The sequence below is a fragment of the Synechococcus sp. W65.1 genome, assembly GCF_047461615.1.
Lineage (GTDB): Bacteria > Cyanobacteriota > Cyanobacteriia > Thermostichales > Thermostichaceae > Thermostichus.
In genome coordinates this window covers 174,536-196,599 of the sequence record NZ_JANSHI010000001.1, presented here as the reverse complement: position 1 = coordinate 196,599, position 22,064 = coordinate 174,536, and the positions used below count along the sequence as shown (strand labels likewise).

The window sequence follows — 22,064 nt, the reverse complement described above, 5'->3', positions numbered from 1 at the left end:
CCCAGATTATAACGAATCTTGCCGCAACCGAACTGCCGAGCCCCCCCAGCCAAACAGCCTCGGAGCATCGGCCCGGCAGTCCCGCAAGCAATTGTCCTAGAGAGCTTGTCTAGGGCTAGCGACGGTTGGTGGTCATGTCGGGGATCTTCAGATCGAAGACGCTAATGTTTTGCCGCGCTGCCGGCTTGGGGTTGAGCATGCGAGCCATGTTGAGGAAGTTCTCCGGATCGCCGGGCTTAGGCAAGCGAACAACCCGATAGGTGCGCACCACCTCCCGAGCCGAGGGCCTCACGCCGGAGATATCCCGCCAACGGGCTCCGTAGCGGGGGGTAACCAAGTTGGTCGGTTTCTCCGAAAGGCGGCGGCGCTGGTAGGGCACCACATCGTCCCCAAAAGCAGCGTCGTACTCCTCGCTATCGACAATGGCGTCGATAAAGCCGTCTAAGCCGCGGGTGGCCAGAATGATGGAGTACTTGATGCGCTCCATTTGGCTGTAGGTGGGCCGACCCAGGAAGCGCTGGAAGGTGATCTCAACGAAGCGGTAGTTGTCGTTGGGAACCATGACCAAGTTGCGGTAGACCTCCGACTTGCCCAGGCCCCGGATAAACTCTTTTACCGAAATTGCCCCGTTGCGCAGCTGGGATTCCAGCGCTTTCTGCCGGTAGCTCTCCAGCATCAGGTGCTCGCTGAAGATTTGGCGGTAGGCAGCGCGGATAACATTCTCAATGCCCGCCGGGTCATCGGGGCGGTAGACGGGGGGAGTTTCGTCGCTGGGTACAAAGTAGCGGTTTACCCGCTCGTTTTGCGTAGTGGGGCGATCGGCAATCAACGGAAGAGACATGGGCTGTGCTCCTAACAAGAAACAAACAACAAAGAAGAGAGCCTACGCCTCCCTAGCCAGTTCCTGCTGGCTTAGGCGAGCGCGGAGAGGGATCAGAGGATCCGCATCCTGCAAAGCTATCTGAAGGGCTGCCTCGGCAGCAGCTCGCAGAGAAAGTTCTCCCAGGCGGGCTAGATCCGTTAGGGCTGCAACGGCGGCATAGCGCACTCCCCAATCGGCATCCCCCAGGCATCGCCGCAGTAGCTGCAAAGCTTGCTCTTGATCGGACAGGGGTCGCTGGGCAGCCACCCGTCCCAGCCCGCGCGTTGCTGCCCGCCGCACGCTGGGGGCAAAATCGGCCACAATGGCCTCGACCAAAAAGGGGTAGGCATCCCCATGGCCAATGCGGGCTAAAGCTCGCACCGAGTAGGCCCGCGCCCCGTAGTCAAAGCCGTCAATGTTGGCCAGCAAGGGCTGTACTGCCGCTTCTCCAAAGCGCAGCACCTCCTCCAGAGCCGCCTCCCCTACAGCAGGACGGTTGAAGCCAAAAGCGCGAATGAGCAGGGGGATCCCTTCTACCTGTCCTAGGGATCCCAGGGCTCGCACCGCCCCTAGCAGCTCTGCCTCTGAAGTGGCCTGCTCCAGCTGGGTAGCCAGTTGGGCCACAGCAGGAGGAAGCCCTTGTGCAGCTGATGAAGAGGACATGACCAGCCTAGAAGCTAAGGTAGTAAGGTTAGAGGTTCCAGGTCTAAAACAGCTTGTCCAGCTGGGGGATAATTGCCGCTGCCACCTGATCTGGCGGCACCCACCCCAACTGCAAGGCCACGTCAAACAGCCGCTTTAAAGCATTGAGGCGCAGGTTGAGGGCTACGTTGGCGGTTGCCAGCGGGGATGCCCCCGCCAGCCAGCCCGATTCAGCCAGATCAAAGAGGGCCGCCTGGCGCAAGCTAAAGTTAGGGTGGGCTAGCAGCGCCACCAAAATCTGGGTCAGCTCCTCCGCTTGGGTAAAGCGATAGAGTACCCAAGCTGCTGCCGAGCGCACTCTTTCTGAGGGGTGATCTAAGAAGGGCCGAATGGCTGCTTCCGCTTCTGTGGCGTTGAGGTGGCCCAGCGCCTCAATGAAAGCCTCCCAAGGCTGCTCCTCTTGCGACCTTAACAAAGCTAAAAGAGGCTGCACCGCTCGCCTGTCTCCCAACTGGGCTAGAGCGTAGGCCGCCTCCTCTCGCACCAGCAAATCGCTACAGCTAAGCGCCTCAATTAGCCCAGGTACCGCCCGGACATCGCCAATCTGCCCTAGAGCTTTAGCGGCACTGCGCCGCAGCGGATAGCCTCCCAACGCTGTGCGATCCCGCTCGTCCTGCAGCGCCAATAGCAAAGGCTCCACTGCCCGCGCCTCGCGAATCGTGCCCAAGTACCAGGCTGCATAGTAGCGATCCTGCGGATCGTCTCCTTGCAGCCAGGCTATTGCCTGCTCCCAGGTAAGCTGCTGGGGCAGCACCGCCGTGTTGGAGGCTATGCGAGCTGTTGCCGAACCGTTCATGAAACTAGGGCAGCTCTCTCAACGACTGCTTGCCCAGAGCCACGCTCCAGCGCAGCCAGATCCTTCACTGGGAAGTAGGAGATCCCGTAAGAGGAGTAACCCGGAGAACCTTGCCACCCATCCGGAGAATGCGCTGCATCTCAGCAGACAGCCGGCTGTAGGGAACTGTAAGCGTAGCGGTGCTGCGGCGTACCTTCGCTGAGGTGGTCAGGGCATCGGGCGGGTTAAGGAGGCCAGTGTACTCAATCTTGTAAACCCGGCTACCGGCTTCTGTTAGAGCTTCCGGGCTGCTGGTGCTTTGACCAAACATGGCTTTCCCCCGCTGTTAACACTCCCGCTTATCAAAGTCGCATGGGCAAAAAGGAGCTTTTCCAAAGCGCTATCAAGCTGCTTTGCAGCAAGTTTAGGAATGCTTTCCCTCTGGCTTGAGCCTGCAGGCAAGCAACCCGGCTTTCTCCAGGCTGCTGCCTGCCAGGCAAACTGCTAGAAGGAATTGCTCCCCTGCCTAAGGAGCCCTAGCTTAGCCTCCCCTAGCTAAGGGCGTTGATGGCGTAATCGAAGTAGATGGCAGCTTCATTGGCCGCTTGGCCCTTCAGCATGCCCAGAGCACGGCTCTTCATGTGTTGCAGAGCCACAATGTACCAGCTGGGGGAAAGGTTAAAAGCGCGGTTCACTTCCCGCAGACCGGCCACCAGGTATTCATCGAGAGGACCAGTGCCACCGGCAACCAGCGAGTAGGTGATAAAGCGCAGGTAGTAGCCGATGTCACGGGCACACTTGGCCTGGAAGACCTCGCCATGCCCCATTTCACCCGGCTGGCTCAAGTAGGGGAAGCGCTTGAACACTTCCTGCACCGCTTCGCGCACCAGCGTCTGCTGGTTCTGGGTCAACACCCGAGCCGCTTCTAGGGAGGCAGCAGCCCGCTGGTAGCGACCGCTCACCGCCTGCAGCTCGCTGGCGTTGAGAAAGCGCCCTTGATTGTCAGCAGCGGCAATTGCTTCGGTGATAACGGTTTTCATTTGCAACTCCTCAATACGTTGACTGTTAGTAAAAGCAACCAACAGGCAGCTCCTTTACTGCCCCGTTAGATTCTCGGCTGGCTATGAAAGAAACTGACCCTCGCCGAAAACCGAGATACCTTACAGAATGGCAGCAGCCGCCTTATCGAAGTAGCTGGCCACTTCGCTTTGGATTGCTGAGCAGTCGCCAGGGGTGATGCCGTTTGGATCCATAATCTTGGCCAGGGCTTCCCTCTTCATGGCCGCAATGGCATTGGCCATGGAGCTGGTGGGCACCCCCAGGGCAATGTAAGTTTCTCGCAGACCGTTCAGGCAGCGATCTTCCAGCACTGAGCTGTCCCCTGCCAAGGTGGCGTAGGTAATGTAGCGCAGGATAATCTCAAGGTCGCGCAGGCAAGCAGCCATGCGACGGTTAGTGTAGGCGTTACCGCCAGGAGCAATGAGATCTGGCTCCTGGGCAAACAGAGAACGGGCTGCGTTGACCACAATTTGAGCAGCGTTGCTGGTCATGCGATTGACGGCATCCAGGCGCTTGTTGCCTTCTGCCACCAAAGCTTCCAAACGGGCAAAGTCTTGTTCGCTTAGAAAAGCCCCACGTGCATCTGCCTGAGTAATCACCCGGGTAAAGGCGTCTTGCATAATGGATCTCCTTTTGTTTTTTTCCAAAGTCAAGGATGAGCGACTGGCTGATCCTCTCAAAAGCCAGCTACCGAGCCTTGCTGGATGCGGAATCTGCTTCCCAAAAACCGGGGATCCCGTGGAGGTTGCTTGAAACTCCCCCACTGAAGCCCCAGAGTTTGAGATCGGTCGAGAACTCCTGCAACCTTCAGACAGCCGAGCATCCAGGTCAATTTTATAGCGCGGGAGCGATGAGGATTTTGTGAAGATTTACAAACAAGCCGACACCGAAAGGTCTAGTCGGCTGCCGAGTTTCCAGTTCTAGAGTCCAGCGAGCAGGGAATTGGCCGGCAGGGGGCTAAAAGGATGTAAATATTTGTTTCATTCCCTTTGAGGGCTCCGGCTGCAGCCGTCAAAGGTGCGGAGTTCCCACTCCTTGCAGGGCAGCCTTGAGATCGCGGCAGAAGTGAGCAATTTGTTGCAGCCCCTGGGCAGGGGTGGGAGCTCTGGCCAGCCGCTGCACAAAGGCGCTGCCAACAATGGCTGCATCTGCTCCCCAGAGGGCGATCTGGCGGGCTTGCTCAGGGGTAGAGATGCCGAAGCCCACCCCAATCGGCAGGGAGGTGGATTGGCGCAACTGCTGCAGCAAGGCGGGGAGCCGCTGCTCCAGAGTGGATCGCTCGCCAGTGACGCCGGTGGTGCTGACCAGGTAGATGAAGCCGCTGGAGTGTTGGGCAATGCGCCTCATGCGCTCAGGGGGGCTGGTGGGGGCCACCAGTAAGATGAGGTCGATCCCCTCTGCCTGCGTTGCTTCCCGCAGGGGTTCAGCCTCTTCTAGGGGTAGATCGGGGACGACTAAGCCAGCACAGCCAGCCCGACGTAGCTGCTGCACAAAGGTGGGAATGCCGAGCTGGTAGATGGGGTTGTAGTAGGTAAAGAGGATGAGAGGGGCCTGCAGCGAGAGGCCCCGCAGACCCTGCAAAATGGCGCCCAAGGTCACGCCCCGCCGGAGAGCACGGCTAGCTGCTGCTTGGATCACCGGCCCATCGGCGAGGGGATCCGAGTAGGGCACCCCCAGCTCGATAAGATCGGCGCCGCTCTGATCCAGAACCTGCAAAGCCTCAAAGGTGGTTTCCAAGTTGGGATCCCCAGCGGTGAGGTAGGGGATGAGGGCTGCTTCACCACGGCTGCGCAGCGCCTGAAAGCAGGCTGTGATCCGAGTGGGCATGGGATCCATTCGACTCTGAGGAGATTGAGAGCATCCCCCACTGTAGCGTCTGCCGGGATCCCTAGGGGAGAGGCACAAAATCGTAGCCGGTACCGGAGCGGTTGCCGGGCTCAACCCGCACCAGCACATAGGGAGCATTGCGGTCGCCGGAGGGCAAGAAGCGCACTTCTCCGGAAGCGCCGTCCGGCAAGCGGAAGTTCGGGTCGCCCAGGGCGGCGAGAACAGCGCTACGGCTGGGGGATCCCTGCTGGATGGCTCGCAAAAAAGCCCGGGTGGCGTCGTAGGCCAGAGCGGTGCGCCAGCTCACCTGCCCTCCCCAGAGCTGGGCTGCCTTCTGGGCAAACTCGCGGTTGCGCGGCACCTGGGGATGCCAGGGTACCGCCACCACCAAGCCCTCTACCGCTGCTCCCCCTTCTTGCAATGTGGTGAGGCTGAAGAGCACATCGCCGCCCAGAAGAGCAAGGGGCCTACCAGCTACAGCGTTCTCGCGGGCTACGGCCAGCGCTTTTTCGGCTACGGAAGCCGTGGGAGCTAAAAAAGCTACCTGGGCTCCTTGGCCGACGGCCCTTTGCAGGCTGGCCTGGGGGTTGAAGTCCGACGCCGATAAGTCGAACTCCGCCAGCACGATGCCCCCTTCGCTGGTCAGGGTGGAGGCAAAGGCGTCCCGCAGGCTGGTACTGTAAGCGCTGTTGGGGTTGTAGAAGATGGCCACCCTTTGCAGCCGCAACGTGTTGAGAGCATAACGGGCCAGTTGTGTGCCGGCCACTTGATCCGAGGGCACGGTGCGAAAAATGGCATCCCCCAGCATGCTGATGCGAGTGCTGGTGGAGGTGGAGGAGATCATCGCCAAGCCGGCAGGCTGATAAACCTCGGCTGCAGCCAGGGTGGCGTCGCTGGTGTTATGGCCAATCACCCCCAAGATCTCAGGCTGCGCCACCAGGGCTTTGGCCACCGCTGCTGCTCGCTCAGGGTTATCGCCATCGTCGGCAATCACTACCCGCAGCAGCCGTCCTCCGATTCCCCCCTGTTGGAAAAGCTCCTCCTGAGCTTGCGCCACCCCGCGCAGGGTCTCTTTGGCGCGGTTGGGGTTGCTGGAGATGGGCACCACCACCGCCAGGCTCAAGGGACTGCCCTGCTGCTGGGCGCGGGCGTTGTTCAAGAAAATGCGAGCTTCTGGGTCGTTGCGGTTGCTTTGCAGCCCCATCTCCAACACCGGGATGGCTGCGCTGAGGTTACCTTGGCGCAACAGCTCTGCAGCGGCAACGGCAGCGGGACTGCTATCGGCAAACAAGGTGCGCTCGCCGCTGGTCAGGAGCAGATCTTGTGCTCCACCCCCCAACCCTGGCAGCGATACTGGCGGTAGAGAAATGCCTTCCGGCCAGCGAACATAGCCCGCCTGCCAAGCGCGATGACCGCCCCAGAGTAGCAATAGCCCCAAGGCAATGTAGACAATGGGTGGTGGAGACTTGGCAACCATATATAGAGAGAGAAAACGCTAGCTTTTGGCCAGCAAAGACACTGCTTGTATCCTCAGGAATCCTCAAAAGTCATCTTTCCAAGGATCTCTATCCGACTATGCATCAGCATGAGTGCGGGAGTATGTCACGGATCGGGACGGTAGGAAGGGCTGTTGCGGTATTGGCGCTCTAGCTGCTCCACAATGGAAATGGGAACGGATGAGGTCTCGGAGGGCTCTTCTGGCGAGGTGCCGATCTGCGTCTCGGTCTCCACATTGAACTGCCGAGATGTTGCCCAAACCACTGCTGCAATCAGCAAAAGGACAATAGCGGCACCGTAGAGAAAGGCGACGGTGGCCATCGGGTCAATGGTTTAGCTTTCCCCTTCCATGATAAAGGCTGTCGAGAATTACCCACTTCAGGATCCCTTAGAGCAAGCCCTATGGGACTGGCACCGAGGAGAGGCCAAGGGATCCCTGCGCTTGTACGCCTACAGTCTGGAGGGGATCCCTCTGGCGGAAAAGCCCCAGGTGGTCTCCCCCGAGGTGTTCTTCACCCAAGAGCTGCCGGAGGTGGAGGCCCTGGCTTTGGATCTCTGTCGGGGTCGGGTGTTGGACCTGGGCGCTGGCACAGGCCGCCACAGCCTGCTGCTGCAGGAAGAAGGGTTGGCGGTGGCCGCTTTGGATCGCTCGCCCGTGGCGTTGCAGATCATGGCCGAACGGGGAGTGCGCTGCCGCATTGCTGCCGACCTGTTCCACTGGGCAGGGCCGGAAGAGCCCTTCGACACGCTGCTGTTGCTGATGAACGGCGCTGGCCTACTGGGATCCCTAGCGGGGTTAGAGCGTTTTTTGTGCCGGGCTCGCCATTGGATTCAGCCCACCGGCCAGTTGCTTGTGGACTCCACCGAGCTCAGCGACTTCAGCGAAGAGGGCGACTCGGCGCCTCTGGAGGATCTGCTGCCAGATCCAGAGCCGACCGTTCCTAGGGACTTAGAGGGGGGGAAAGCAAAAACCAAGGTAGTGAACTTTGTGGCTGAATACAACGGCCGGCGCGGGGATCCTTTCCCCTGGCTTTTTGTGGACCCGGAAACCCTGCTGCACTATGCCCACGCCAACGGCTGGCAAGGACAAATTCTCTACCAAGAGGCGGAGGGGGCTTTCCTAGCGCGGCTTACCCCTTTGTGAGCGGCTCATCTCTAGGGAGGCCAGCCAAACCCCACAGCGGGGCTCTAGGCGATACTCTAGAAGGTGTTCTCGAGTTCAACCGGTGCAAACGATGGCTCAGCCTGCCCTGCGCATCCTGCTTGTGCGCCACGGTGAGAGCACCTTCAACGTCGAAAACCGCATCCAAGGCCGCTCCGATCTCTCTCGCCTCACCCCCAGTGGAGAAGCGCAGGCGCAACGGCTAGCTGAGGTCCTGACCGGGATCCCTTTGGACTATGTCTACTCTAGCCCTCTCTCCCGCGCCCTCGACACTGCCCACATTCTTCTCAAGGAGCGAGCGGGAGTCCCTTTGTTCATCAGCGAGCAGCTGCGGGAGATCGACCTAACGGAGTGGGAAGGCCTGACCTTTGCCGAGGTGAAGGAAAAGTACCCAGAAGAGTACTCCCGATGGCGGTACCGTCCCGACGAGCTGGAGCTAGGGGGACGCTTTCCAGTGCGGGATCTCTGGCAGCAAGCCCAGCGCTTTTGGCAACAGTTGGCTGAGCAGGTGCAGGCGGATCCCCGCTCAGAGCGGGGGGGGGATCCTAAGCATCCCCTCAACGTTCTTATCGTCGGCCACAGCGGCCTCAACCGTGCCCTGGTCAGCACGGCCATTGGCTTGGGGCCAGTCCACTACCACCGCCTGGGGCAAAACAACTGTGCCATTAGCGTCCTCAACTTTCCCCAGGGCCTGGGGGGGCCACCCCAACTGGAATCCTGGAACATCACCGCCCATCTGGGCCAATCCCTGCCCCAGCGCAAGCAGGGGATGCGCATTCTGCTGGTGCGCCATGGCGAGACGCAGTGGAACCGGGAGCAACGCTTCCAGGGGCAGCGGGATATCCCCCTCAACGCCACCGGTGAGGAGCAGGCAGCCAAGGTAGCCGAATTTCTGGCGGATCAGCCGCTGAATCTAGCCTTTTCCAGCCCCCTCAAGCGGCCCTGGGCTACTGCTGATGCCATTTGCCGCTACCACCCCAACCTCATCCTGCGTCCAATGGTGGAGCTGCAAGAAATCTGCCACGGCGACTGGGAGGGCAAGCTGCAGAGCGAGGTGGAGGCCCAATACCCCGGCGAGCTGGAGCGCTGGCAGCGGGATCCTGCGGCTGTGCAGATGCCCAACGGGGAAAATCTCTACCAAGTTTGGGCCCGCACCCGCTCAGCCTGGGAGGAAATTTTGGCCACTACTGCTGCTCAGTTTCCTGAAGGTACGGCAGTGGTGGTAGCCCACGACGCCATCAACAAAGCCATCATCTGCCAGTTGTTCGACCTTTCTCCCCATGCCTTTTGGATCTTCAAGCAAGGCAATGGCGGCATTACCGTCATCGACTACCCGGAAGGAAAGGAGGGTGCCCCAGTCTTAAGAGTGCTCAACCTCACCACCCACCTGTCCGGCCAGATTTTCGACTGCACCACGGCGGGCGCTCTCTAGGGGGTAAAAGATGGGATCCCCTCTTCTTGCCGACCTGGGTTTGCCAGACATTTGCCTCCAAGGGGTACGCCTGTTGGATCCCTGCCGCCAGCGCGATGGCGTGGCTGACGTTTGGCTACGTCGGGGCCGCCTCCTGCTTGTCGAGGCAACGGCAATCCCCGCCAAGATCCCCCGTCTGGACGCCGCCGGCTGGGTGCTGGGCCCAGGCCTGATCGACCTGTACACCTCCAGTGGCGAGCTGGGAAACAATGGCCTCTCCGCTGGCCGCGAGACTCTCACTTCCTTGGCAGCAGCGGCGCGGGCAGGCGGCTTTACCCAAGTTGGCCTGCTGCCCACTCCTCTTGCGGGGACGGCAGCCTTTCCCGTGCTGGATCAGCCAGAGCAGCTAGGTCGCTATCGTCGCCGGCCTGGGGATCCCCGCTGGCTGCCCTGGGCTGCCTTGAGCTTGGGTGGGCGGGAAGAAGCTCCCAGCCCCTGGGGAGAGCTGGCCCGCGCTGGAGCCATTGGCTTTGTGACCCGGCTTGGGCGAGCAGAGTCGCTGCGCTCCCTGGCCCTGGTGCGACAAGCTCTGGAGTACTTGCGGCCCTGGAACAAGCCCCTGCTGGTTTGGGCCTGGGATCCCACCCTGGCTGGCTCGGGCAGTCTCTACGAGGGGGTGTGGGCCCTGCGGCTGGGGCTAAAGGGCATCCCAGCCAGTGCCGAGACCGCCGCCCTAGCCCGCCTCCTGGAAGTGCTGCGCAGCGTTCCCTCGCCGCCGCCAGTGCATGTGATGCGCCTCAGCCAGGCCCGCAGCCTGGAGCTTATCCAGCAGGCGCAGGCAGAGGGGCTGCCGGTTACCGCCAGTACCACCTGGATGCACCTCCTCCTGTCTGAGGAAGCTGTCTTCGAGAGTGGCTACAATCCCAACTTGCGCCTACTGCCTCCTCTTCCCCACGCCGCCGACCGGAAGGCCCTCATCGCTGGGATCCGCAGCGGCAGCTTGGGCATTGCCGTCGATCATGCCCCCTACACCTACGAGGAGAAGACCCTGCCCTTTGCCGACGCACCCCCTGGGGCCATGGGTCTGGAGCTGGCCCTGCCGCTGCTGTGGCAGAACCTGGTGGAGACGGGAGCGCTGACGGCGCTACAGCTCTGGTCGGCCCTTAGCCTCTACCCAGCCCGCTGCCTGGGGTTGGAGCCGCCCAGCCTGGAGCCCGGCAGCGATTGGGTGCTCTTTGATCCAGCCCATACCTGGACAGTTTCGGCAGCCACGCTCCGCTCCCACTCGCAGGCCACTCCCTGGCTGGGCAAGACCCTACGCGGCAGGGTGCTGCACACCCACGTGGAGGAAGAGAGCAAGCGCTGAGCTGCAGAAGGAGACATTGCCCTCCCCCTGGCTTGACAATGGAGGTAGGAAGGGGATCCCCAGCTTGCCCAATGCCAACGCAGATTCTTCCCCCCACCCCCGAGCACCTTGCCCTAGCCGCTGAAGCCCTGCGGCAAGGTCAACTGGTAGCCATGCCTACGGAGACGGTGTACGGCCTGGCGGGCCACGGCTTCAACGAACAGGCGGTGGCCACCATCTTTGCTGTCAAGGAGCGTCCCCGTTTCGATCCCCTGATCTTGCACCTGCCAGCTGGGGTCTGCCTTGAGGCGCTGGACGGGGAGCTGGTGGATCTGTCGGCTTTTACTGCCGCCGCCCGCGCTCGGCTGGGATCCCTTGTCGACACCTTCTGGCCGGGCCCGCTGACGCTGGTGCTGCCCAAGGGACCCCGGGTGCTGGATCTCGTCACCAGTGGCTTGCCTACAGTGGCGCTGCGGATGCCTGCCCACCCCGTGGCCCAGGCTTTGCTGCAGGCAGTTCAGGTGCCTCTAGCTGCCCCCAGCGCCAACCGCTTTGGCCGCCTTAGCCCCACCTCCGCCCAGGCGGTCTATGCCGAGTTGGCGGGGCGGATCCCCTACATTTTGGACGGAGGAGAGTGCAGCGTGGGCTTGGAATCGACTGTGCTTAAGCTCAGCCCTGACGGCACGCCCACGCTGTTGCGCCCTGGCGGGATCCCGCGGGAAGTGCTGGAAGCTCATCTCGGCCTGCCCCTCCAGACTGCACCGGACAGCAACCTAAGGCCCGAGGCACCGGGAGGGCTTAGCAGCCACTACGCCCCCACCAAGCCCCTCTGGTTGTTGCCTGTTGCCTTTGACCAGCTCCGCCCTGAGGAGTGGCAGCGGTTGCGGCAGGAGACAGCTGAACATGCCCACCTGGGCGTCCTCAGTTTCTCAGCCGATGCCCAGGCGCTGGCGGAAAGCTTTGCCCACCACTGGCCGGGAGTTGCGCTGACCTTTGAATGCCTGGGGCCGGATCCCACTGCGGCAGCGCGGGCTCTCTTTGCCAGCCTGCGCCGCTTGGACGAAGGGGCAGCCACCCTGCTGCTGGCTGAGCCCCCCCCGGTTTTGACAGGGCTGGGCTATGCGATTATGGATCGGCTACGACGGGCCAGCAAGCCATGGAAGACTCCCCTCTTGTCGCCATCGTGATGGGCAGCGATTCGGATCTGCCCACCTTGGCCCCCGCCGCTCAGGTGTGCGAGGAGTTTGGGATCCCCTATCTCCTCCAGATCCTCAGCGCTCACCGCACCCCCGAAGCGATGGTGGAGTTTGCCCGCAGTGCCCACACCCGCGGCATCCGCGTCATCATTGCCGGCGCTGGCGGGGCGGCCCATCTGCCGGGGATGGTAGCCTCCCTTACCCCTCTGCCAGTCATCGGGGTGCCGGTGTTCAGCCAGTCCCTGCAGGGGCTGGACTCCCTGTATTCGATAGTGCAGATGCCCAAGGGGATCCCCGTGGCTACCGTAGCCATTGGCAACGGCTATAACGCCGGTCTCTTGGCGGTGCAGATCCTAGCCAGCGGGGATCCTGAACTGCTACAGCGGGTGCTTGCCTACCGGGAAAACCTCAAGCAGGCTGTGCAGGAGAAAAATGCCCAGTTGCAAGCTCAGGGGTGGAAAGCCTATCTCCGCTCTGCCGACAGAGCATAATTAAAGCGTTGACCTGTCTTGGCAGAGAAAAAGTTGGGAGAGTTGCCGGCGGTGAAGAAGGGATCCAGTCGCCCCTCTTCTGGCCAGGGATCCTGGCAGGAGTATCTTCAGCGGGTTCAGAAAGGGGCAGAGGAAAGGGGAGCCCAGGCGGCGGGGTGGCTGCTGGGGGGATCGCAGGGGCGGGTTTTGGCGGTGTCAGGCTTGGCGTTGGCGGGGCTAGCCTTTTGGCACTGGCGCCTGGCCCTTTCCCTAGCAGTGGGCACTGGGGTGATGCTAGGGGTGTACGCGGCTTGCAGCCCTGAGTTTAGCCGCCGCTGGCAGGAGTGGCAGGCTTGGTTTCGCCAAGCTGACCGCTCCCTTTTGCTAGCCGTTACTGGTGGGGCAGCCGCCACCCTCGGCACCTACCTTGCAGTCTCAATCTGGGCAGAAGCCAACCAGCGCTGGCTGGCCACGGGCGCTATTGTGCAGGGGCTAGCCACCTTTGCCCTGCTGTCACTGCTGTTTTGGGAGTGGCTCAGCCGCCGGCAAGAGCGGCAGCGTTCTCAATGGGAGCGGGATCTTAGCGACATTGCTTCCCCCGATCCCTACAGGCGGCTGCTGGGGGTACGCCGGCTGCAGAGCCGCCTGCCCCATCTGGATCCCGAACAAACTCGGCTGGCAGTGGATTATCTGCGCCTGGCTCTTGACCAAGAAACCGTGGCCGTTGTGCGGGAGGCCCTCTTGGAAGCCCTGCAGGGATGGGGGATCCTGCGCCGCCTCAACGATTTGACCAGTTCCAACCCAGCCGAAAGCAGCGGCGATCCCTCGGCAAGCCGCAGGGGCAACGCCTAAGCAGCTAGCAGCTCCACCACGGGAAGTAAGGAACTCGAGCCAGAGGCTGTCCGTCGTAAAGGAGTGTAGACCTACTCTTTACGGAGGGTTACATTCCATGGTTCGTAAGCTCTTCACGCTCTCTTTAGCCGTTGCCTCGGCCACGGTGTTGGCTGCAGCTCCCGGAGTCCAGGCTAGCAGCCCCAGCCCTAGCCCAGCGCCTGCAAGCGCGAAGACTGCGGCTCCTGCCCAAAAAGCCAAAACCATTGTGGATGTTGCTGCTGAGGCTGGCTCCTTCACCACCTTGCTCAAAGCCCTGGAGGCTGCTGACCTGGTGAAGACGCTCTCTGGGAAGGGCCCCTTCACCGTTTTTGCCCCTACTGATGAAGCCTTTGCGGCCCTGCCGAAAGGCACGCTAGACGACTTGCTCAAGCCAGAAAACAAGGAGAAATTGAAGCGAGTGCTCAGCTACCATGTCGTGTCTGGCGAGCTTCTCTCTCAAAATCTAAAGGCCGGTAAGGTGACTACCCTTGCTGAAGTGCCGGTGGAGATCTCTATCAAGGATGGGATCCGGGTCAACGACGCCAAGGTGGCAACCCCCGATCTCAAAGCCTCCAACGGCATTATCCACGTCATTGACAAAGTCCTCCTGCCACCGGAGAAATAGTCTTCTCGGCCTTGCAATCCTAAAATCTAAGTCTGTAGAAAGCCTTCCTAGCACCCCCAGCTTCAAGGCTGGGGGTTTCGGGCGCGATCCCTGGCTTGGCTCTTGGGATTCCTACAAGTCAATACCAACGCTGGAGTTGTAGATTGCCTCCACCGACACACCGGCCACCCGCTGGGGACGCACGATCATGTACTCATTGTCCATTTGCTTGGGCAAGGTGATGAACTCGTCCCCACCCACCATCAGTTGGTTGATCAGCTCTGTGTATTCTCTGGCTTCCTTGACCCGTACCTGTAGGGTCTGACCCCCTTCCAGCATGATGTGAACGAGGTAGCCATCGGGTTTTCTGGGCATGGGCGCTCCTGCTTGGCTGCAGCAAAGGTCGATAAACATTATTCCCCCCTTCGAGAAACTTGACCAACCTCCGGCTCCTCCTGTCGGCAGGAGGCCATAACAAGCGGTGGATAGGAGAGGGGGCTTCCCCGGGGTGGTCGATGGGCCTAGAGTAACAGGATGTGCCTATCTTGGGTTCTCTCCCGCTACCTCTTGTGGCTGGAATGGCTGACACGCCTTGTCCTCAACGGCTGGACTGGCGCAACCTCAACACCCTCTGGGGATCCGTTTTGGCCGAGACCTTGAGCCGGCTGGGCTGTCGGGTGGCCGTGGTGTGTCCGGGATCCCGCTCTGCCCCCCTCACCTATGCTCTAGCGCAGCACCCTGAGATCGAGGCCATTCCAGTGCTGGATGAGCGGTCGGCGGCCTTCTTTGCCCTTGGCTTGGCCCAGCAGCTGCGGCAGCCCATCCCGCTAGTGTGTACCTCTGGCAGCGCCGGCGCCCATTTTTTCCCCGCTCTCATCGAGGCGGCGGAAAGTGGTTGGCCACTTCTGGTTTTGACGGCGGATCGGCCGCCGGAGCTGCGCCACTGCCGTGCCGGGCAGACCATCGACCAGGTGAAGCTCTACGGCCACTACCCCAACTGGCAGGCGGAGCTAGCCCTGCCCAGTGCCGACCTAGAAGCTCTGGCCTACCTGCGCCAGACCGTCATTCACGCCTGGGAGCGTGCCCTCTACCCTTTCCCGGGTCCAGTGCATCTCAACGTGCCCTTGCGGGAGCCCTTGGCTCCCATTGCTGACGGCAGCACCGCGCCCCTGGCCCGTTGGCAGAAAAATCCGGAGTTTGAGAAGACCTTTTTTCGGGGGGTTGCTCCGGCCGGGTCTTCCTGCCAGGCGCTGCGGGGCACTCTTCAGGTGGAGAGGGCTTCCTTTTGGCAGGAGTGGTGCGGCTGTGAGCGGGGAGCGATCTTGGCAGGGCCGGCCCAAGCGGCGGATCCCCGCGCCTACGCTGAGGCAGTGGCCCGTCTGGCCCTAGCCCTGGGCTGGCCGGTGTTGGCAGAAGGCCTTTCCCCCCTGCGCAACTACGCTTCCCTTAACCCCTACCTCATCACCACCTACGATTTTCTCCTCCAGGGAGAGCAGCCCCATCTTTGGCCGGAGCAGGTCATCCAACTGGGACCCTTGCCCACCAGCAAGGCCCTGCGGCAAGCCCTGGCCCAAGTCCAACCCCGCACCTGGCTACTCGATCCCCGACCCCAGAACGCCGATCCTCTCCACAACTCCACGACCCACTTGCCCTTTGCCTTGGAGGAGGTGGCGGCAGGGATCCCGGCAGGCAAAGCCAAAACAACCGCTTTTCTGCAAGCCTGGCTGCAGGCGGAAGCAAAAGCTCGGGTTGAGCTGGATCGGCTGCTGGCAGCTCTGCCGGAGTGGTTTGAGGGCAAGATTGCCTGGTGGCTGGCCCATCACCTGCCGCCGGAGACGCCGCTATTTATTGCCAACAGCACACCGGTGCGGGATGTGGAGTGGTTTTGGTCACCCAACGACCGCCATATCCGGCCTTACTTTAACCGCGGCACCAACGGCATCGACGGCATCCTCTCGACCGCCTTTGGGGTGGCCCATCGCCAGCGCCCGACGGTGGTGCTGACCGGGGATCTGGCCTTTTTGCACGACTGCGGTGGCCTGCGTCTTGCCCAATGCCTTCAGGGATCCCTGACGATTCTTCTCATCAACAACCAGGGGGGCGGTATCTTTGAGCTCTTGCCCATTGCCAAGGCGGCTCGCCAGGAGCCCAACCCTCCCTTTGAGCCCTACTTTGCCACCCCCCAGGCCGTGGATTTTGCCCTCCTCTGCCAGGCCCATGGCATCCCCCACCGGCGGATAGAGACCTGGGAGGAGCTGGCCCAAGCCTTGGATCCCTTGCCGGCCCAGGGGGTGCGGGTGTTGGAGATCCTTACGGATCGGCGGGCGGACGCGCAGCGACGGCAGGACTGGTTTCAGCGCTGGTCTGAGCGGCCATCCACGCCGTAACCCGGCTCCAGATTTGCTCCGGCAGATCCTCGGCCTCGCAGTCCAGCCACTGGATCCCTGGCATGGCCCGAAACCAGGTCATCTGCCGCTTGGCAAACTGGCGGGTGCGCCGCACAATCAAAGGCTGCAGCTCTGCTTCTGGGATCCGCCCTTCTAGGTAGGCGCCAATCTCCGCGTAGCCCAAGGTTTGTAAGAGGGGCAGGTCTGGCCCGTAGCGCTCCCGCAGCGTTTTCACCTCCTCAATCCAGCCTGCTGCCAGCATTTCTGCCGTGCGCCGAGCAATGCGTTGTTCCAGACGGGGCATTGGGCAGCGCAGCCCCAAGATGAGGATGGGGTAGCTGGGAGGATGGGCCTGCCTCAGGCGGGAAGCTGGCTTGCCGGTGGTGTAGATGATCTCCAAAGCCCGCAGGGTGCGCACCGTGTCATGGGGATGGATGTGCTCGGCGGCAACGGGATCCAACTGCTGCAGCCAGGCGTAGCGGATCTCGGGCGGCCACGTCTCTAGTTGAGCGCGCAACTCGGGCTGCGGCGGAACTGCCGGGATCCCCAACCCTGCAGTAATGGATTGGATGTAGAGCCCCGTCCCCCCTACCAGAATGGGAGTCTGTCCCTGCCGATGGGCCTCGGCAATGCGCGACTGGGCCGCCTGCTGAAACTCGGCCACGGTGTAGGTGTGGCGGGGATCCACAAAGTCCATCAGCTCGTGCGGCCAGAGGGCCCGCTCAGCGGGGGTAGGCTTGGCAGTGCCGATGTCGAACTCCCGGTAGACCTGGCGAGAGTCGGCATTCAGCAGAGGGGATCCCAGCCGCTGGGCCAGCAGCAGCGCCTGACGTGACTTGCCAGTGGCGGTGGGGCCGGCAATAACAATTAGGCCTGGAGTTACCATGCCGGAAGTGTTACTTGTTGTACTGGGTGGCAGACATTCAGAACCTGCAAAAATTTATGCAAGGCAACAAAATTTCTAAAAGGCTTTAGCTCTGTGGCTAGAATAGACTTCCTAACAGCTTTGGGCTCTTTGAAATTGCGGTGATCTCATCTTACGTTCCAGCTTTTGTTGGGTTGGACACTCAGCTTAGGCTGTCTCTCCAGCTCCCGAGGCTAGCCCCATGGCTGCTTGCCTTGGTCAAGCCTGGTCTCGGCTACCTGGGCCGGGCAGTTGGGGCAGGGGTCCTAGCGGCGTTGCTGGCGTGGAAACCTTGTCCAGCCCTGGCGGAAGTTTTGGTGCTCAAGCAAGGAGAAGTGCGCACTCTGCCCTTGTTGCAAACGCGGGCCCGACCCTCCTTGCAGATGGAGATGCTTTATCTAGGCATGGTGGAGGAGCGCTTCTTAGGCTACGCCCACGCCAACAACTGGGAGACTATTTCCAGCGACCGAGAGGATCCCCGCTGGAGCCGCTGGCAACTGCGACCGGGCGGTGAGGCCCTCTATCCGCCGGCTGCCCCTCCGTCGCGGGATCCCTCAGAGCCCCCCCTCTATGCCCGCGGGTTTTATGTAGAGGCCTACTTCATGGGCGGGCGGCTAGTGGGGATGCACCTCATTTACAATCCGGAAGAGCCAGGCTTCAATTTCAGGCAACTGCAAAGGCTTGTTCGCGCCTGGTTTCCCGATAACCGCCTAATGTTGCACTACCAGGTGCTGCCAGAGGATCCCGACCAGCATGTCCTAAGGGCCTACTGGGGCACCATCCCTCCCCCTTACCTTGCCGACATTCAGCGCAAGAGCCGCCTGCCCTTCTGCCAGGTTTTTTTCAGCCCTACCTCGCCTCAGCCGCTTGTTCCCCCCTCTGCGCCTCCTCACTGCCTAGGTCAAGCTGAAGCAGGTGCCTCCCCTGCCGCTGCCCAGAAGAAGACGGCCGCTCTGCGCTAAAGCTTTGCGCGGGCTAGGGCTTGAGCTGAGGCTGCTTGCAGCGTTGCCGGCCTACGGGAAGAAAGCCCTAAACCGTCACCAGCTCGGGGCGGTGGCTGTGGCGAATGGCGCGAATGGCTTCCCCGTAGTCCTTGGCCTTGAATACGGCTGAGCCCGCCACCAGGGCGTTGGCCCCCGCCTCGATGACCTGCCAGGCGTTGCTGGCCTTGATGCCGCCATCCACCTCGATCCAGGGATCCAAGCCCCGCTCGTCGCACAGGGCCCGCAACTGGCGAATCTTGGGCACCACCGCCGGGATGAAGCTCTGGCCGCCAAAGCCAGGGTTGACGCTCATGATCAACACCAGGTCCACCAGATCCAGCACGTACTGAATCAGCTCCAGAGGGCTGGCCGGGTTGAGCACCACACCTGCCTGTTTGCCCAGATCCTTGATTTGGCTGAGGGTGCGGTGCAGGTGGATGGTGGAGCTGGACTCGGCGTGAACGGAGATGATGTCGGCCCCCGCCTTGGCAAAGTCGGCCACATATTTCTCCGGCTCCACAATCATCAGGTGGACATCCAGAGGCTTGGCCGTAACCGGGCGCAGCGCTTCCACCACCAGCGGGCCGATGGTGATGTTGGGCACAAAGCGGCCATCCATCACATCTACGTGGATCCAGTCGGCCCCCGCCTCGTCCACTGCCCGCACTTCTTCCCCCAAGCGGCTAAAATCGGCTGAAAGAATAGAAGGGGCGACAACGATCGGCTTTTGCCCAGAGGCTGCTGAGGGCTGAGTCATGGTGAGTACCCAAGGTGTAAACCGCAAAACAGGGGAGCCTGCTCCTCTATGGTACGGAGTTTGATCCCCTTTGCAAAGCACCACCCGGCTTCTAGGGGATCCCGACAAAGCCGGCCCTGGCCAGTTGCACCCTCCGGAAAACTTGGGCCAGAGGCTCTCAGCGACCCGGCGGCTGCGCGTTGCTCTGAGGCTCTGGAGAGGCTTGCTCTGAGGGAGCTGGCTTCACCTTTTCTTCTAGCCGCAGGGCAAGCTGCTGCAACTGCATATAGATGCTGTTGGCGGCCAGCATGGCCAGGACAGTGCCGAAAAACTTGGTGCGGGATCCCATAGACCAACCCCTGGGCAAGGCCAAACACTCGTTGCCCTAGCTCCAACTTAGCGCACAGGCGGAACAGACCCTCAGAGAAGAACTTCAGAAGAACTTCATTAGACCTAGCGTCATGACTGCCTATCAGCACTTACATACTGCCCTTTGGGTTAGCGATCTGGCCAGGGCTGAGCATTTCTACAGGACGGTGCTCGGGCTCCCCAAAGCAGAGCGGTTTCCCTTTGACTTTCCCGGCGCTTGGTACCAGGTGGGCTCCTCTCAGATTCACTTGATTGTTACTGAGGAGCCGCTTGACCAAGGGCAGCCAGCCAGTTGGGGCAGCAAGGCGAAGTGGGGGCGCCTTCCCCATGTGGCGCTGGGCGTGGAAGACCTGGAAGCGGTAAAGGCCCGCCTGCTGCAGGCAGGCTACGAGGTGCAGCCAAGCGCTTCCGGGCGAGCGGCGCTGTTTGTTCGGGATCCCGACGGGAACGTGATCGAGCTAAGCTCCCTAAGTCCTCCTCAGCCATGACTGCGATGACAGTGCCCTGTTCGCCCCAGCGGCGCGGCGCCCTGCCCCTCTTTGACCCCTCCACTGCCCTAGTCAGCTCGGCCCAAATGCGGCGCCTCGAGGAGCAGATCTTCGCTGCCGGCATGCCTGTGGCCGCTCTCATGGAAAAGGTGGGCCTGGCCGTTTTTGCCCAGTTGCGGCAGGATTTCCCCCATGCGCAGCGCATCGGCATCCTCTGCGGGACAGGGCACAACGGCGGCGACGGCTTGGTGGTTGGACGAGAGCTGCGGCTGGCCCAAAAGGGGGTGAAGGTTTGGCTGGGCAAGCCGGATGATCTCAAGCCCCTGACTGCCGACCACGCTCGCTATCTCAGGGCGCTGGGGGCGGAGTTTGTGGATCGGCTGGAGGAGTTGGCCGACTGCGATCTACTGATTGACGCCCTGTTTGGCATTGGCCTAAACCGACCCCTGGGGGATCCCTGGGCAGAGGCAGTGGAGTGGGCCAACGGCAGCGGCATTCCCATCCTCAGCCTGGACCTGCCCTCTGGCCTCAACGACCAGACAGGCAAGATCTGGGGCTGCTGTATCCGCGCCAGCCATACCTATGCCCTGGGCCTCTGGAAGCGGGGCCTGTGGCAGGAGGCAGCTCTGCCTTGGGTAGGACAGCTGCGTCGCATTGATTTTGGGATCCCCCCTTGGGCCTGCCCGGCGGAGGCGGTTCCCCAGTTGTTGCTGCAACCCTGGCTCCATTTCCCCCCCGACCCGCCCTTGGACACCCACAAGTACCGCCAGGGATCCCTGCTGCTGGTAGCAGGCTCGACGGCCTATGCCGGGGCGGCAGTGTTGGCCGGCCTGGGATCCCGCGCCAGCGGCGTGGGCATGGTAACCCTAGTGGTGCCGGCGGAGTTAAAGGGGATCATCCACAGCGCTTTGCCGGAGGTGTTGGTGCACCCCTGGGAAGGGATCCCTTCTTTGCCGCTAGTAGCTGAGAAGCCCTTCCAGGCGGTGGCGGTGGGGCCGGGCCTTGGGGAAACCCGCCAGCTGCTTTTGGAGATCTTGCTGCGGGATTGGGCCGGGATCCCCTGGGTGATCGACGCCGATGGCCTCAATGCCTTAGCGGAGATGGGGGTGGAGCGCCTGCCAGAAAACGGGATCCAAGCTATCCTCACCCCGCACCTGGGGGAATTTCGCCGGCTTTTTCCTGGGATCTCGCTTGAGGATCGCCTCGAGGCAGCCCAAAAGGCAGCAGCCCAGAGTGGGGCGGTGGTGGTCTTGAAGGGGGCACGGACGATAATCGCCTCTCCCACAGGGGAATGCTGGGTAAACCCGGAGAGCACACCGGCCTTGGCTCGCGGCGGCAGCGGCGATGTCTTGACTGGCCTAATTGGTGGACTAGTGGCGCGCAGAAGGGCCCAACTGGGTCAGGCGATGGGGATCTCAGAGCTACTGAGTTGCGCCTGTGCCGGGGTGTGGTGGCATGCCCAGGCAGCTATCCAGCTGGTGGGGGAGCGGGGTCCGACAGGGGTGGATCCAGTCCACCTAGCGGAGCACCTGCCCAAAGCGCTGCAGATTCTGCGGGGACAAAAGTCGGTCTAAGGTTGCAAGAACCCCAGCGCCAGCCCCAAGAAAATGAACAGGCCAAAACCCATCCGATAGACAACAAACAGCCAGGTGCTGCTGCGCTGCAAAAATCGAATGAGCCAATCGATGGACCAGTAGGAGAAGACAAAGGCCGAGAGCGCCCCCAGCCCCTGCGCTAGCAGCGCCTCTGTTCTGAACTCGGAGACAAACTCTTCCACCCCGGCCAAAACGAGGGCGGGGATTCCCAGCAAGAAGGAGTAGCGGGCGGCAGCCGAGCGCTGCAAATCGAGCAACAGAGCCGCCGTCAGCGTCACGCCGGAGCGGGATACCCCTGGGATCAAAGCCAAGGCCTGGGCCAGCCCCACCCAGATCCCGTCCCAAATGCCTAGGCTGTCTAGGCCTCGCCGGCGTTTCCCCACCCGTTCTGCCCAGCCCAAAGCCAGGGCCAAGCCAATAGCGGCAGCAGCAATCACCCACAACTGGCGGGGCGGAGATCCCCAAATGGCCTTGACGGCCCATCCGGCCACCACAATCGGCAACGTTCCCACCAGGATCCCCGTGAGCAGCCGCCAAGACTCCTGCTGGAAGTCTCGCTCCTGCCAAGCCCTCCAGGAGCCAAGGAGCAACTGGCGCAGGTCAGAGGCAAAGTAGATCAACACTGCTCCCAAACTGCCCAGCTGGATCACCGCCGCAAACGAAGCTCCCGCATCTGGCCAGCCCAGCAAAGCTGGAAACACCCGCAGGTGGGCTGTGCTGCTGATGGGCAGGAACTCGGTGATCCCTTGCACCATTCCCAAGATCAGGGCCTGCCACCAATTGGGATACCAGATGTCGGCCAGCACCAAAGACCGTCTC

At 61.8% G+C, this 22,064-nt stretch carries 25 protein-coding genes; 11 read left to right on the top strand and 14 right to left on the bottom strand.

Translation table 11 applies throughout. The annotated features are described in order from the left end of the window. Nucleotides 1-115: 115 nt before the first annotated feature. From NW806_RS00970 to NW806_RS00930, 9 genes are all read right to left on the bottom strand, one after another. Nucleotides 116-841 (bottom strand): phycobilisome rod-core linker polypeptide, encoded by a 726-nt coding sequence (locus NW806_RS00970; protein ID WP_414409671.1) that lies wholly within the window; start codon nucleotides 839-841, stop codon nucleotides 116-118. A 42-nt stretch (nucleotides 842-883) separates the two neighbouring features. Next, entirely contained in the window at nucleotides 884-1,525 is a 642-nt protein-coding gene (locus NW806_RS00965; RefSeq protein ID WP_414409670.1) for a HEAT repeat domain-containing protein, read from the bottom strand. 43 nt (nucleotides 1,526-1,568) lie between these two features. Further along, nucleotides 1,569-2,360, bottom strand: coding sequence for a HEAT repeat domain-containing protein (locus NW806_RS00960; protein WP_414409669.1), 792 nt, complete (start codon nucleotides 2,358-2,360; stop codon nucleotides 1,569-1,571). 64 nt (nucleotides 2,361-2,424) lie between these two features. After that, nucleotides 2,425-2,670, bottom strand: a complete 246-nt coding sequence (locus NW806_RS00955; RefSeq protein WP_414393284.1) for a phycobilisome linker polypeptide — start codon at nucleotides 2,668-2,670, stop codon at nucleotides 2,425-2,427. 220 nt (nucleotides 2,671-2,890) lie between these two features. After that, on the bottom strand, nucleotides 2,891-3,379 hold the full coding sequence (locus tag NW806_RS00950) for a phycocyanin subunit alpha (protein ID WP_414359365.1): 489 nt from the start codon (nucleotides 3,377-3,379) through the stop codon (nucleotides 2,891-2,893). 120 nt (nucleotides 3,380-3,499) lie between these two features. Next, the gene (locus NW806_RS00945) at nucleotides 3,500-4,018 is read right to left on the bottom strand and encodes a phycocyanin subunit beta (protein WP_414393286.1); all 519 of its coding nucleotides are present in this window, start codon (nucleotides 4,016-4,018) and stop codon (nucleotides 3,500-3,502) included. A 391-nt stretch (nucleotides 4,019-4,409) separates the two neighbouring features. Further along, entirely contained in the window at nucleotides 4,410-5,225 is an 816-nt protein-coding gene (gene trpA / locus NW806_RS00940) for a tryptophan synthase subunit alpha (protein ID WP_414409668.1), read from the bottom strand. A gap of 61 nt (nucleotides 5,226-5,286) precedes the next feature. Then, nucleotides 5,287-6,702, bottom strand: coding sequence for an ABC transporter substrate-binding protein (locus NW806_RS00935; RefSeq protein ID WP_414409667.1), 1,416 nt, complete (start codon nucleotides 6,700-6,702; stop codon nucleotides 5,287-5,289). Between the two features lie 125 nt (nucleotides 6,703-6,827). After that, nucleotides 6,828-7,043, bottom strand: coding sequence for a hypothetical protein (locus NW806_RS00930; protein ID WP_414409666.1), 216 nt, complete (start codon nucleotides 7,041-7,043; stop codon nucleotides 6,828-6,830). Nucleotides 7,044-7,071: 28 nt separating this feature from the next. Here NW806_RS00930 and NW806_RS00925 point away from each other — a divergent pair, with 28 nt between their 5' ends. The 7 genes from NW806_RS00925 to NW806_RS00895 all read left to right on the top strand — a co-directional run bounded on the left by NW806_RS00925 (nucleotide 7,072) and on the right by NW806_RS00895 (nucleotide 13,804). Beyond that, nucleotides 7,072-7,866: a class I SAM-dependent methyltransferase gene (locus NW806_RS00925; RefSeq protein WP_414409665.1), complete on the top strand. Its 795-nt coding sequence runs from the start codon at nucleotides 7,072-7,074 to the stop codon at nucleotides 7,864-7,866. A gap of 91 nt (nucleotides 7,867-7,957) precedes the next feature. Continuing rightward, entirely contained in the window at nucleotides 7,958-9,316 is a 1,359-nt protein-coding gene (locus NW806_RS00920) for a histidine phosphatase family protein (RefSeq protein WP_414409664.1), read from the top strand. Between the two features lie 10 nt (nucleotides 9,317-9,326). After that, nucleotides 9,327-10,661: a dihydroorotase gene (locus NW806_RS00915; protein ID WP_414409663.1), complete on the top strand. Its 1,335-nt coding sequence runs from the start codon at nucleotides 9,327-9,329 to the stop codon at nucleotides 10,659-10,661. 71 nt (nucleotides 10,662-10,732) lie between these two features. After that, entirely contained in the window at nucleotides 10,733-11,827 is a 1,095-nt protein-coding gene (locus tag NW806_RS00910) for an L-threonylcarbamoyladenylate synthase (RefSeq protein ID WP_414405381.1), read from the top strand. Then, the gene (purE, locus tag NW806_RS00905) at nucleotides 11,797-12,327 is read left to right on the top strand and encodes a 5-(carboxyamino)imidazole ribonucleotide mutase (RefSeq protein ID WP_414405382.1); all 531 of its coding nucleotides are present in this window, start codon (nucleotides 11,797-11,799) and stop codon (nucleotides 12,325-12,327) included. Before NW806_RS00910 ends, purE begins: the two co-directional genes overlap by 31 nt. Before the next feature lie 18 nt (nucleotides 12,328-12,345). Next, nucleotides 12,346-13,158 carry a hypothetical protein gene (locus tag NW806_RS00900; RefSeq protein ID WP_414409662.1) on the top strand — a complete coding sequence of 271 codons (813 nt, stop codon included), beginning with the start codon at nucleotides 12,346-12,348 and terminating at the stop codon, nucleotides 13,156-13,158. A gap of 97 nt (nucleotides 13,159-13,255) precedes the next feature. Then, nucleotides 13,256-13,804 (top strand): fasciclin domain-containing protein, encoded by a 549-nt coding sequence (locus tag NW806_RS00895; protein WP_414409661.1) that lies wholly within the window; start codon nucleotides 13,256-13,258, stop codon nucleotides 13,802-13,804. 111 nt (nucleotides 13,805-13,915) lie between these two features. On the opposite strand, the gene NW806_RS00890 is transcribed toward NW806_RS00895, so the two are convergent. Next, nucleotides 13,916-14,158 carry a hypothetical protein gene (locus NW806_RS00890; protein WP_414393306.1) on the bottom strand — a complete coding sequence of 81 codons (243 nt, stop codon included), beginning with the start codon at nucleotides 14,156-14,158 and terminating at the stop codon, nucleotides 13,916-13,918. Nucleotides 14,159-14,361: 203 nt separating this feature from the next. Between NW806_RS00890 and menD the strand changes: the two genes are divergently transcribed. Beyond that, entirely contained in the window at nucleotides 14,362-16,170 is a 1,809-nt protein-coding gene (gene menD / locus NW806_RS00885) for a 2-succinyl-5-enolpyruvyl-6-hydroxy-3-cyclohexene-1-carboxylic-acid synthase (RefSeq protein ID WP_414409660.1), read from the top strand. Here menD and miaA read toward each other — a convergent pair. After that, on the bottom strand, nucleotides 16,094-17,056 hold the full coding sequence (miaA, locus tag NW806_RS00880) for a tRNA (adenosine(37)-N6)-dimethylallyltransferase MiaA (RefSeq protein ID WP_414393310.1): 963 nt from the start codon (nucleotides 17,054-17,056) through the stop codon (nucleotides 16,094-16,096). The two genes, menD and miaA, sit on opposite strands and share 77 nt — an antisense overlap. 233 nt (nucleotides 17,057-17,289) lie before the next feature. Between miaA and NW806_RS00875 the strand changes: the two genes are divergently transcribed. Continuing rightward, nucleotides 17,290-18,036, top strand: a complete 747-nt coding sequence (locus NW806_RS00875; protein WP_414409659.1) for a hypothetical protein — start codon at nucleotides 17,290-17,292, stop codon at nucleotides 18,034-18,036. A gap of 67 nt (nucleotides 18,037-18,103) precedes the next feature. On the opposite strand, the gene rpe is transcribed toward NW806_RS00875, so the two are convergent. Together rpe and NW806_RS00865 are read right to left on the bottom strand one after the other, a co-directional pair. Beyond that, complete coding sequence (gene rpe, locus NW806_RS00870; protein WP_414409658.1) at nucleotides 18,104-18,814, bottom strand: ribulose-phosphate 3-epimerase; 711 nt, start codon at nucleotides 18,812-18,814, stop codon at nucleotides 18,104-18,106. A 157-nt stretch (nucleotides 18,815-18,971) separates the two neighbouring features. After that, entirely contained in the window at nucleotides 18,972-19,142 is a 171-nt protein-coding gene (locus NW806_RS00865) for a hypothetical protein (protein WP_414409657.1), read from the bottom strand. A gap of 112 nt (nucleotides 19,143-19,254) precedes the next feature. On the opposite strand from NW806_RS00865, the gene NW806_RS00860 reads away from it, so the two are divergent. Continuing rightward, complete coding sequence (locus tag NW806_RS00860; protein ID WP_414409656.1) at nucleotides 19,255-19,650, top strand: VOC family protein; 396 nt, start codon at nucleotides 19,255-19,257, stop codon at nucleotides 19,648-19,650. Between the two features lie 5 nt (nucleotides 19,651-19,655). Continuing rightward, nucleotides 19,656-21,224, top strand: coding sequence for an NAD(P)H-hydrate dehydratase (locus NW806_RS00855; protein WP_414409655.1), 1,569 nt, complete (start codon nucleotides 19,656-19,658; stop codon nucleotides 21,222-21,224). Here the strand turns inward: NW806_RS00855 and NW806_RS00850 are convergent. Then, on the bottom strand, nucleotides 21,221-22,051 hold the full coding sequence (locus NW806_RS00850; RefSeq protein ID WP_414409654.1) for an undecaprenyl-diphosphate phosphatase: 831 nt from the start codon (nucleotides 22,049-22,051) through the stop codon (nucleotides 21,221-21,223). The genes NW806_RS00855 and NW806_RS00850 overlap by 4 nt on opposite strands. Nucleotides 22,052-22,064 lie beyond the last annotated feature (13 nt).

What these genes read in the sequence shown, in the direction of transcription:
- NW806_RS00970 (WP_414409671.1), bottom strand. Translation starts at nt 841, where the DNA reads ATGTCTCTTCCGTTGATTGCCGATCGCCCCACTACGCAAAACGAGCGG.
- NW806_RS00965 (WP_414409670.1), bottom strand. Translation starts at nt 1,525, where the DNA reads ATGTCCTCTTCATCAGCTGCACAAGGGCTTCCTCCTGCTGTGGCCCAA.
- NW806_RS00960 (WP_414409669.1), bottom strand. Translation starts at nt 2,360, where the DNA reads ATGAACGGTTCGGCAACAGCTCGCATAGCCTCCAACACGGCGGTGCTG.
- NW806_RS00955 (WP_414393284.1), bottom strand. Translation starts at nt 2,670, where the DNA reads ATGTTTGGTCAAAGCACCAGCAGCCCGGAAGCTCTAACAGAAGCCGGT.
- NW806_RS00950 (WP_414359365.1), bottom strand. Translation starts at nt 3,379, where the DNA reads ATGAAAACCGTTATCACCGAAGCAATTGCCGCTGCTGACAATCAAGGG.
- NW806_RS00945 (WP_414393286.1), bottom strand. Translation starts at nt 4,018, where the DNA reads ATGCAAGACGCCTTTACCCGGGTGATTACTCAGGCAGATGCACGTGGG.
- trpA (WP_414409668.1), bottom strand. Translation starts at nt 5,225, where the DNA reads ATGCCCACTCGGATCACAGCCTGCTTTCAGGCGCTGCGCAGCCGTGGT.
- NW806_RS00935 (WP_414409667.1), bottom strand. Translation starts at nt 6,702, where the DNA reads ATGGTTGCCAAGTCTCCACCACCCATTGTCTACATTGCCTTGGGGCTA.
- NW806_RS00930 (WP_414409666.1), bottom strand. Translation starts at nt 7,043, where the DNA reads ATGGCCACCGTCGCCTTTCTCTACGGTGCCGCTATTGTCCTTTTGCTG.
- NW806_RS00925 (WP_414409665.1), top strand. Translation starts at nt 7,072, where the DNA reads ATGATAAAGGCTGTCGAGAATTACCCACTTCAGGATCCCTTAGAGCAA.
- NW806_RS00920 (WP_414409664.1), top strand. Translation starts at nt 7,958, where the DNA reads ATGGCTCAGCCTGCCCTGCGCATCCTGCTTGTGCGCCACGGTGAGAGC.
- NW806_RS00915 (WP_414409663.1), top strand. Translation starts at nt 9,327, where the DNA reads ATGGGATCCCCTCTTCTTGCCGACCTGGGTTTGCCAGACATTTGCCTC.
- NW806_RS00910 (WP_414405381.1), top strand. Translation starts at nt 10,733, where the DNA reads ATGCCAACGCAGATTCTTCCCCCCACCCCCGAGCACCTTGCCCTAGCC.
- purE (WP_414405382.1), top strand. Translation starts at nt 11,797, where the DNA reads ATGGAAGACTCCCCTCTTGTCGCCATCGTGATGGGCAGCGATTCGGAT.
- NW806_RS00895 (WP_414409661.1), top strand. Translation starts at nt 13,256, where the DNA reads ATGGTTCGTAAGCTCTTCACGCTCTCTTTAGCCGTTGCCTCGGCCACG.
- NW806_RS00890 (WP_414393306.1), bottom strand. Translation starts at nt 14,158, where the DNA reads ATGCCCAGAAAACCCGATGGCTACCTCGTTCACATCATGCTGGAAGGG.
- menD (WP_414409660.1), top strand. Translation starts at nt 14,362, where the DNA reads ATGGCTGACACGCCTTGTCCTCAACGGCTGGACTGGCGCAACCTCAAC.
- miaA (WP_414393310.1), bottom strand. Translation starts at nt 17,056, where the DNA reads ATGGTAACTCCAGGCCTAATTGTTATTGCCGGCCCCACCGCCACTGGC.
- rpe (WP_414409658.1), bottom strand. Translation starts at nt 18,814, where the DNA reads ATGACTCAGCCCTCAGCAGCCTCTGGGCAAAAGCCGATCGTTGTCGCC.
- NW806_RS00865 (WP_414409657.1), bottom strand. Translation starts at nt 19,142, where the DNA reads ATGGGATCCCGCACCAAGTTTTTCGGCACTGTCCTGGCCATGCTGGCC.
- NW806_RS00860 (WP_414409656.1), top strand. Translation starts at nt 19,255, where the DNA reads ATGACTGCCTATCAGCACTTACATACTGCCCTTTGGGTTAGCGATCTG.
- NW806_RS00855 (WP_414409655.1), top strand. Translation starts at nt 19,656, where the DNA reads ATGACAGTGCCCTGTTCGCCCCAGCGGCGCGGCGCCCTGCCCCTCTTT.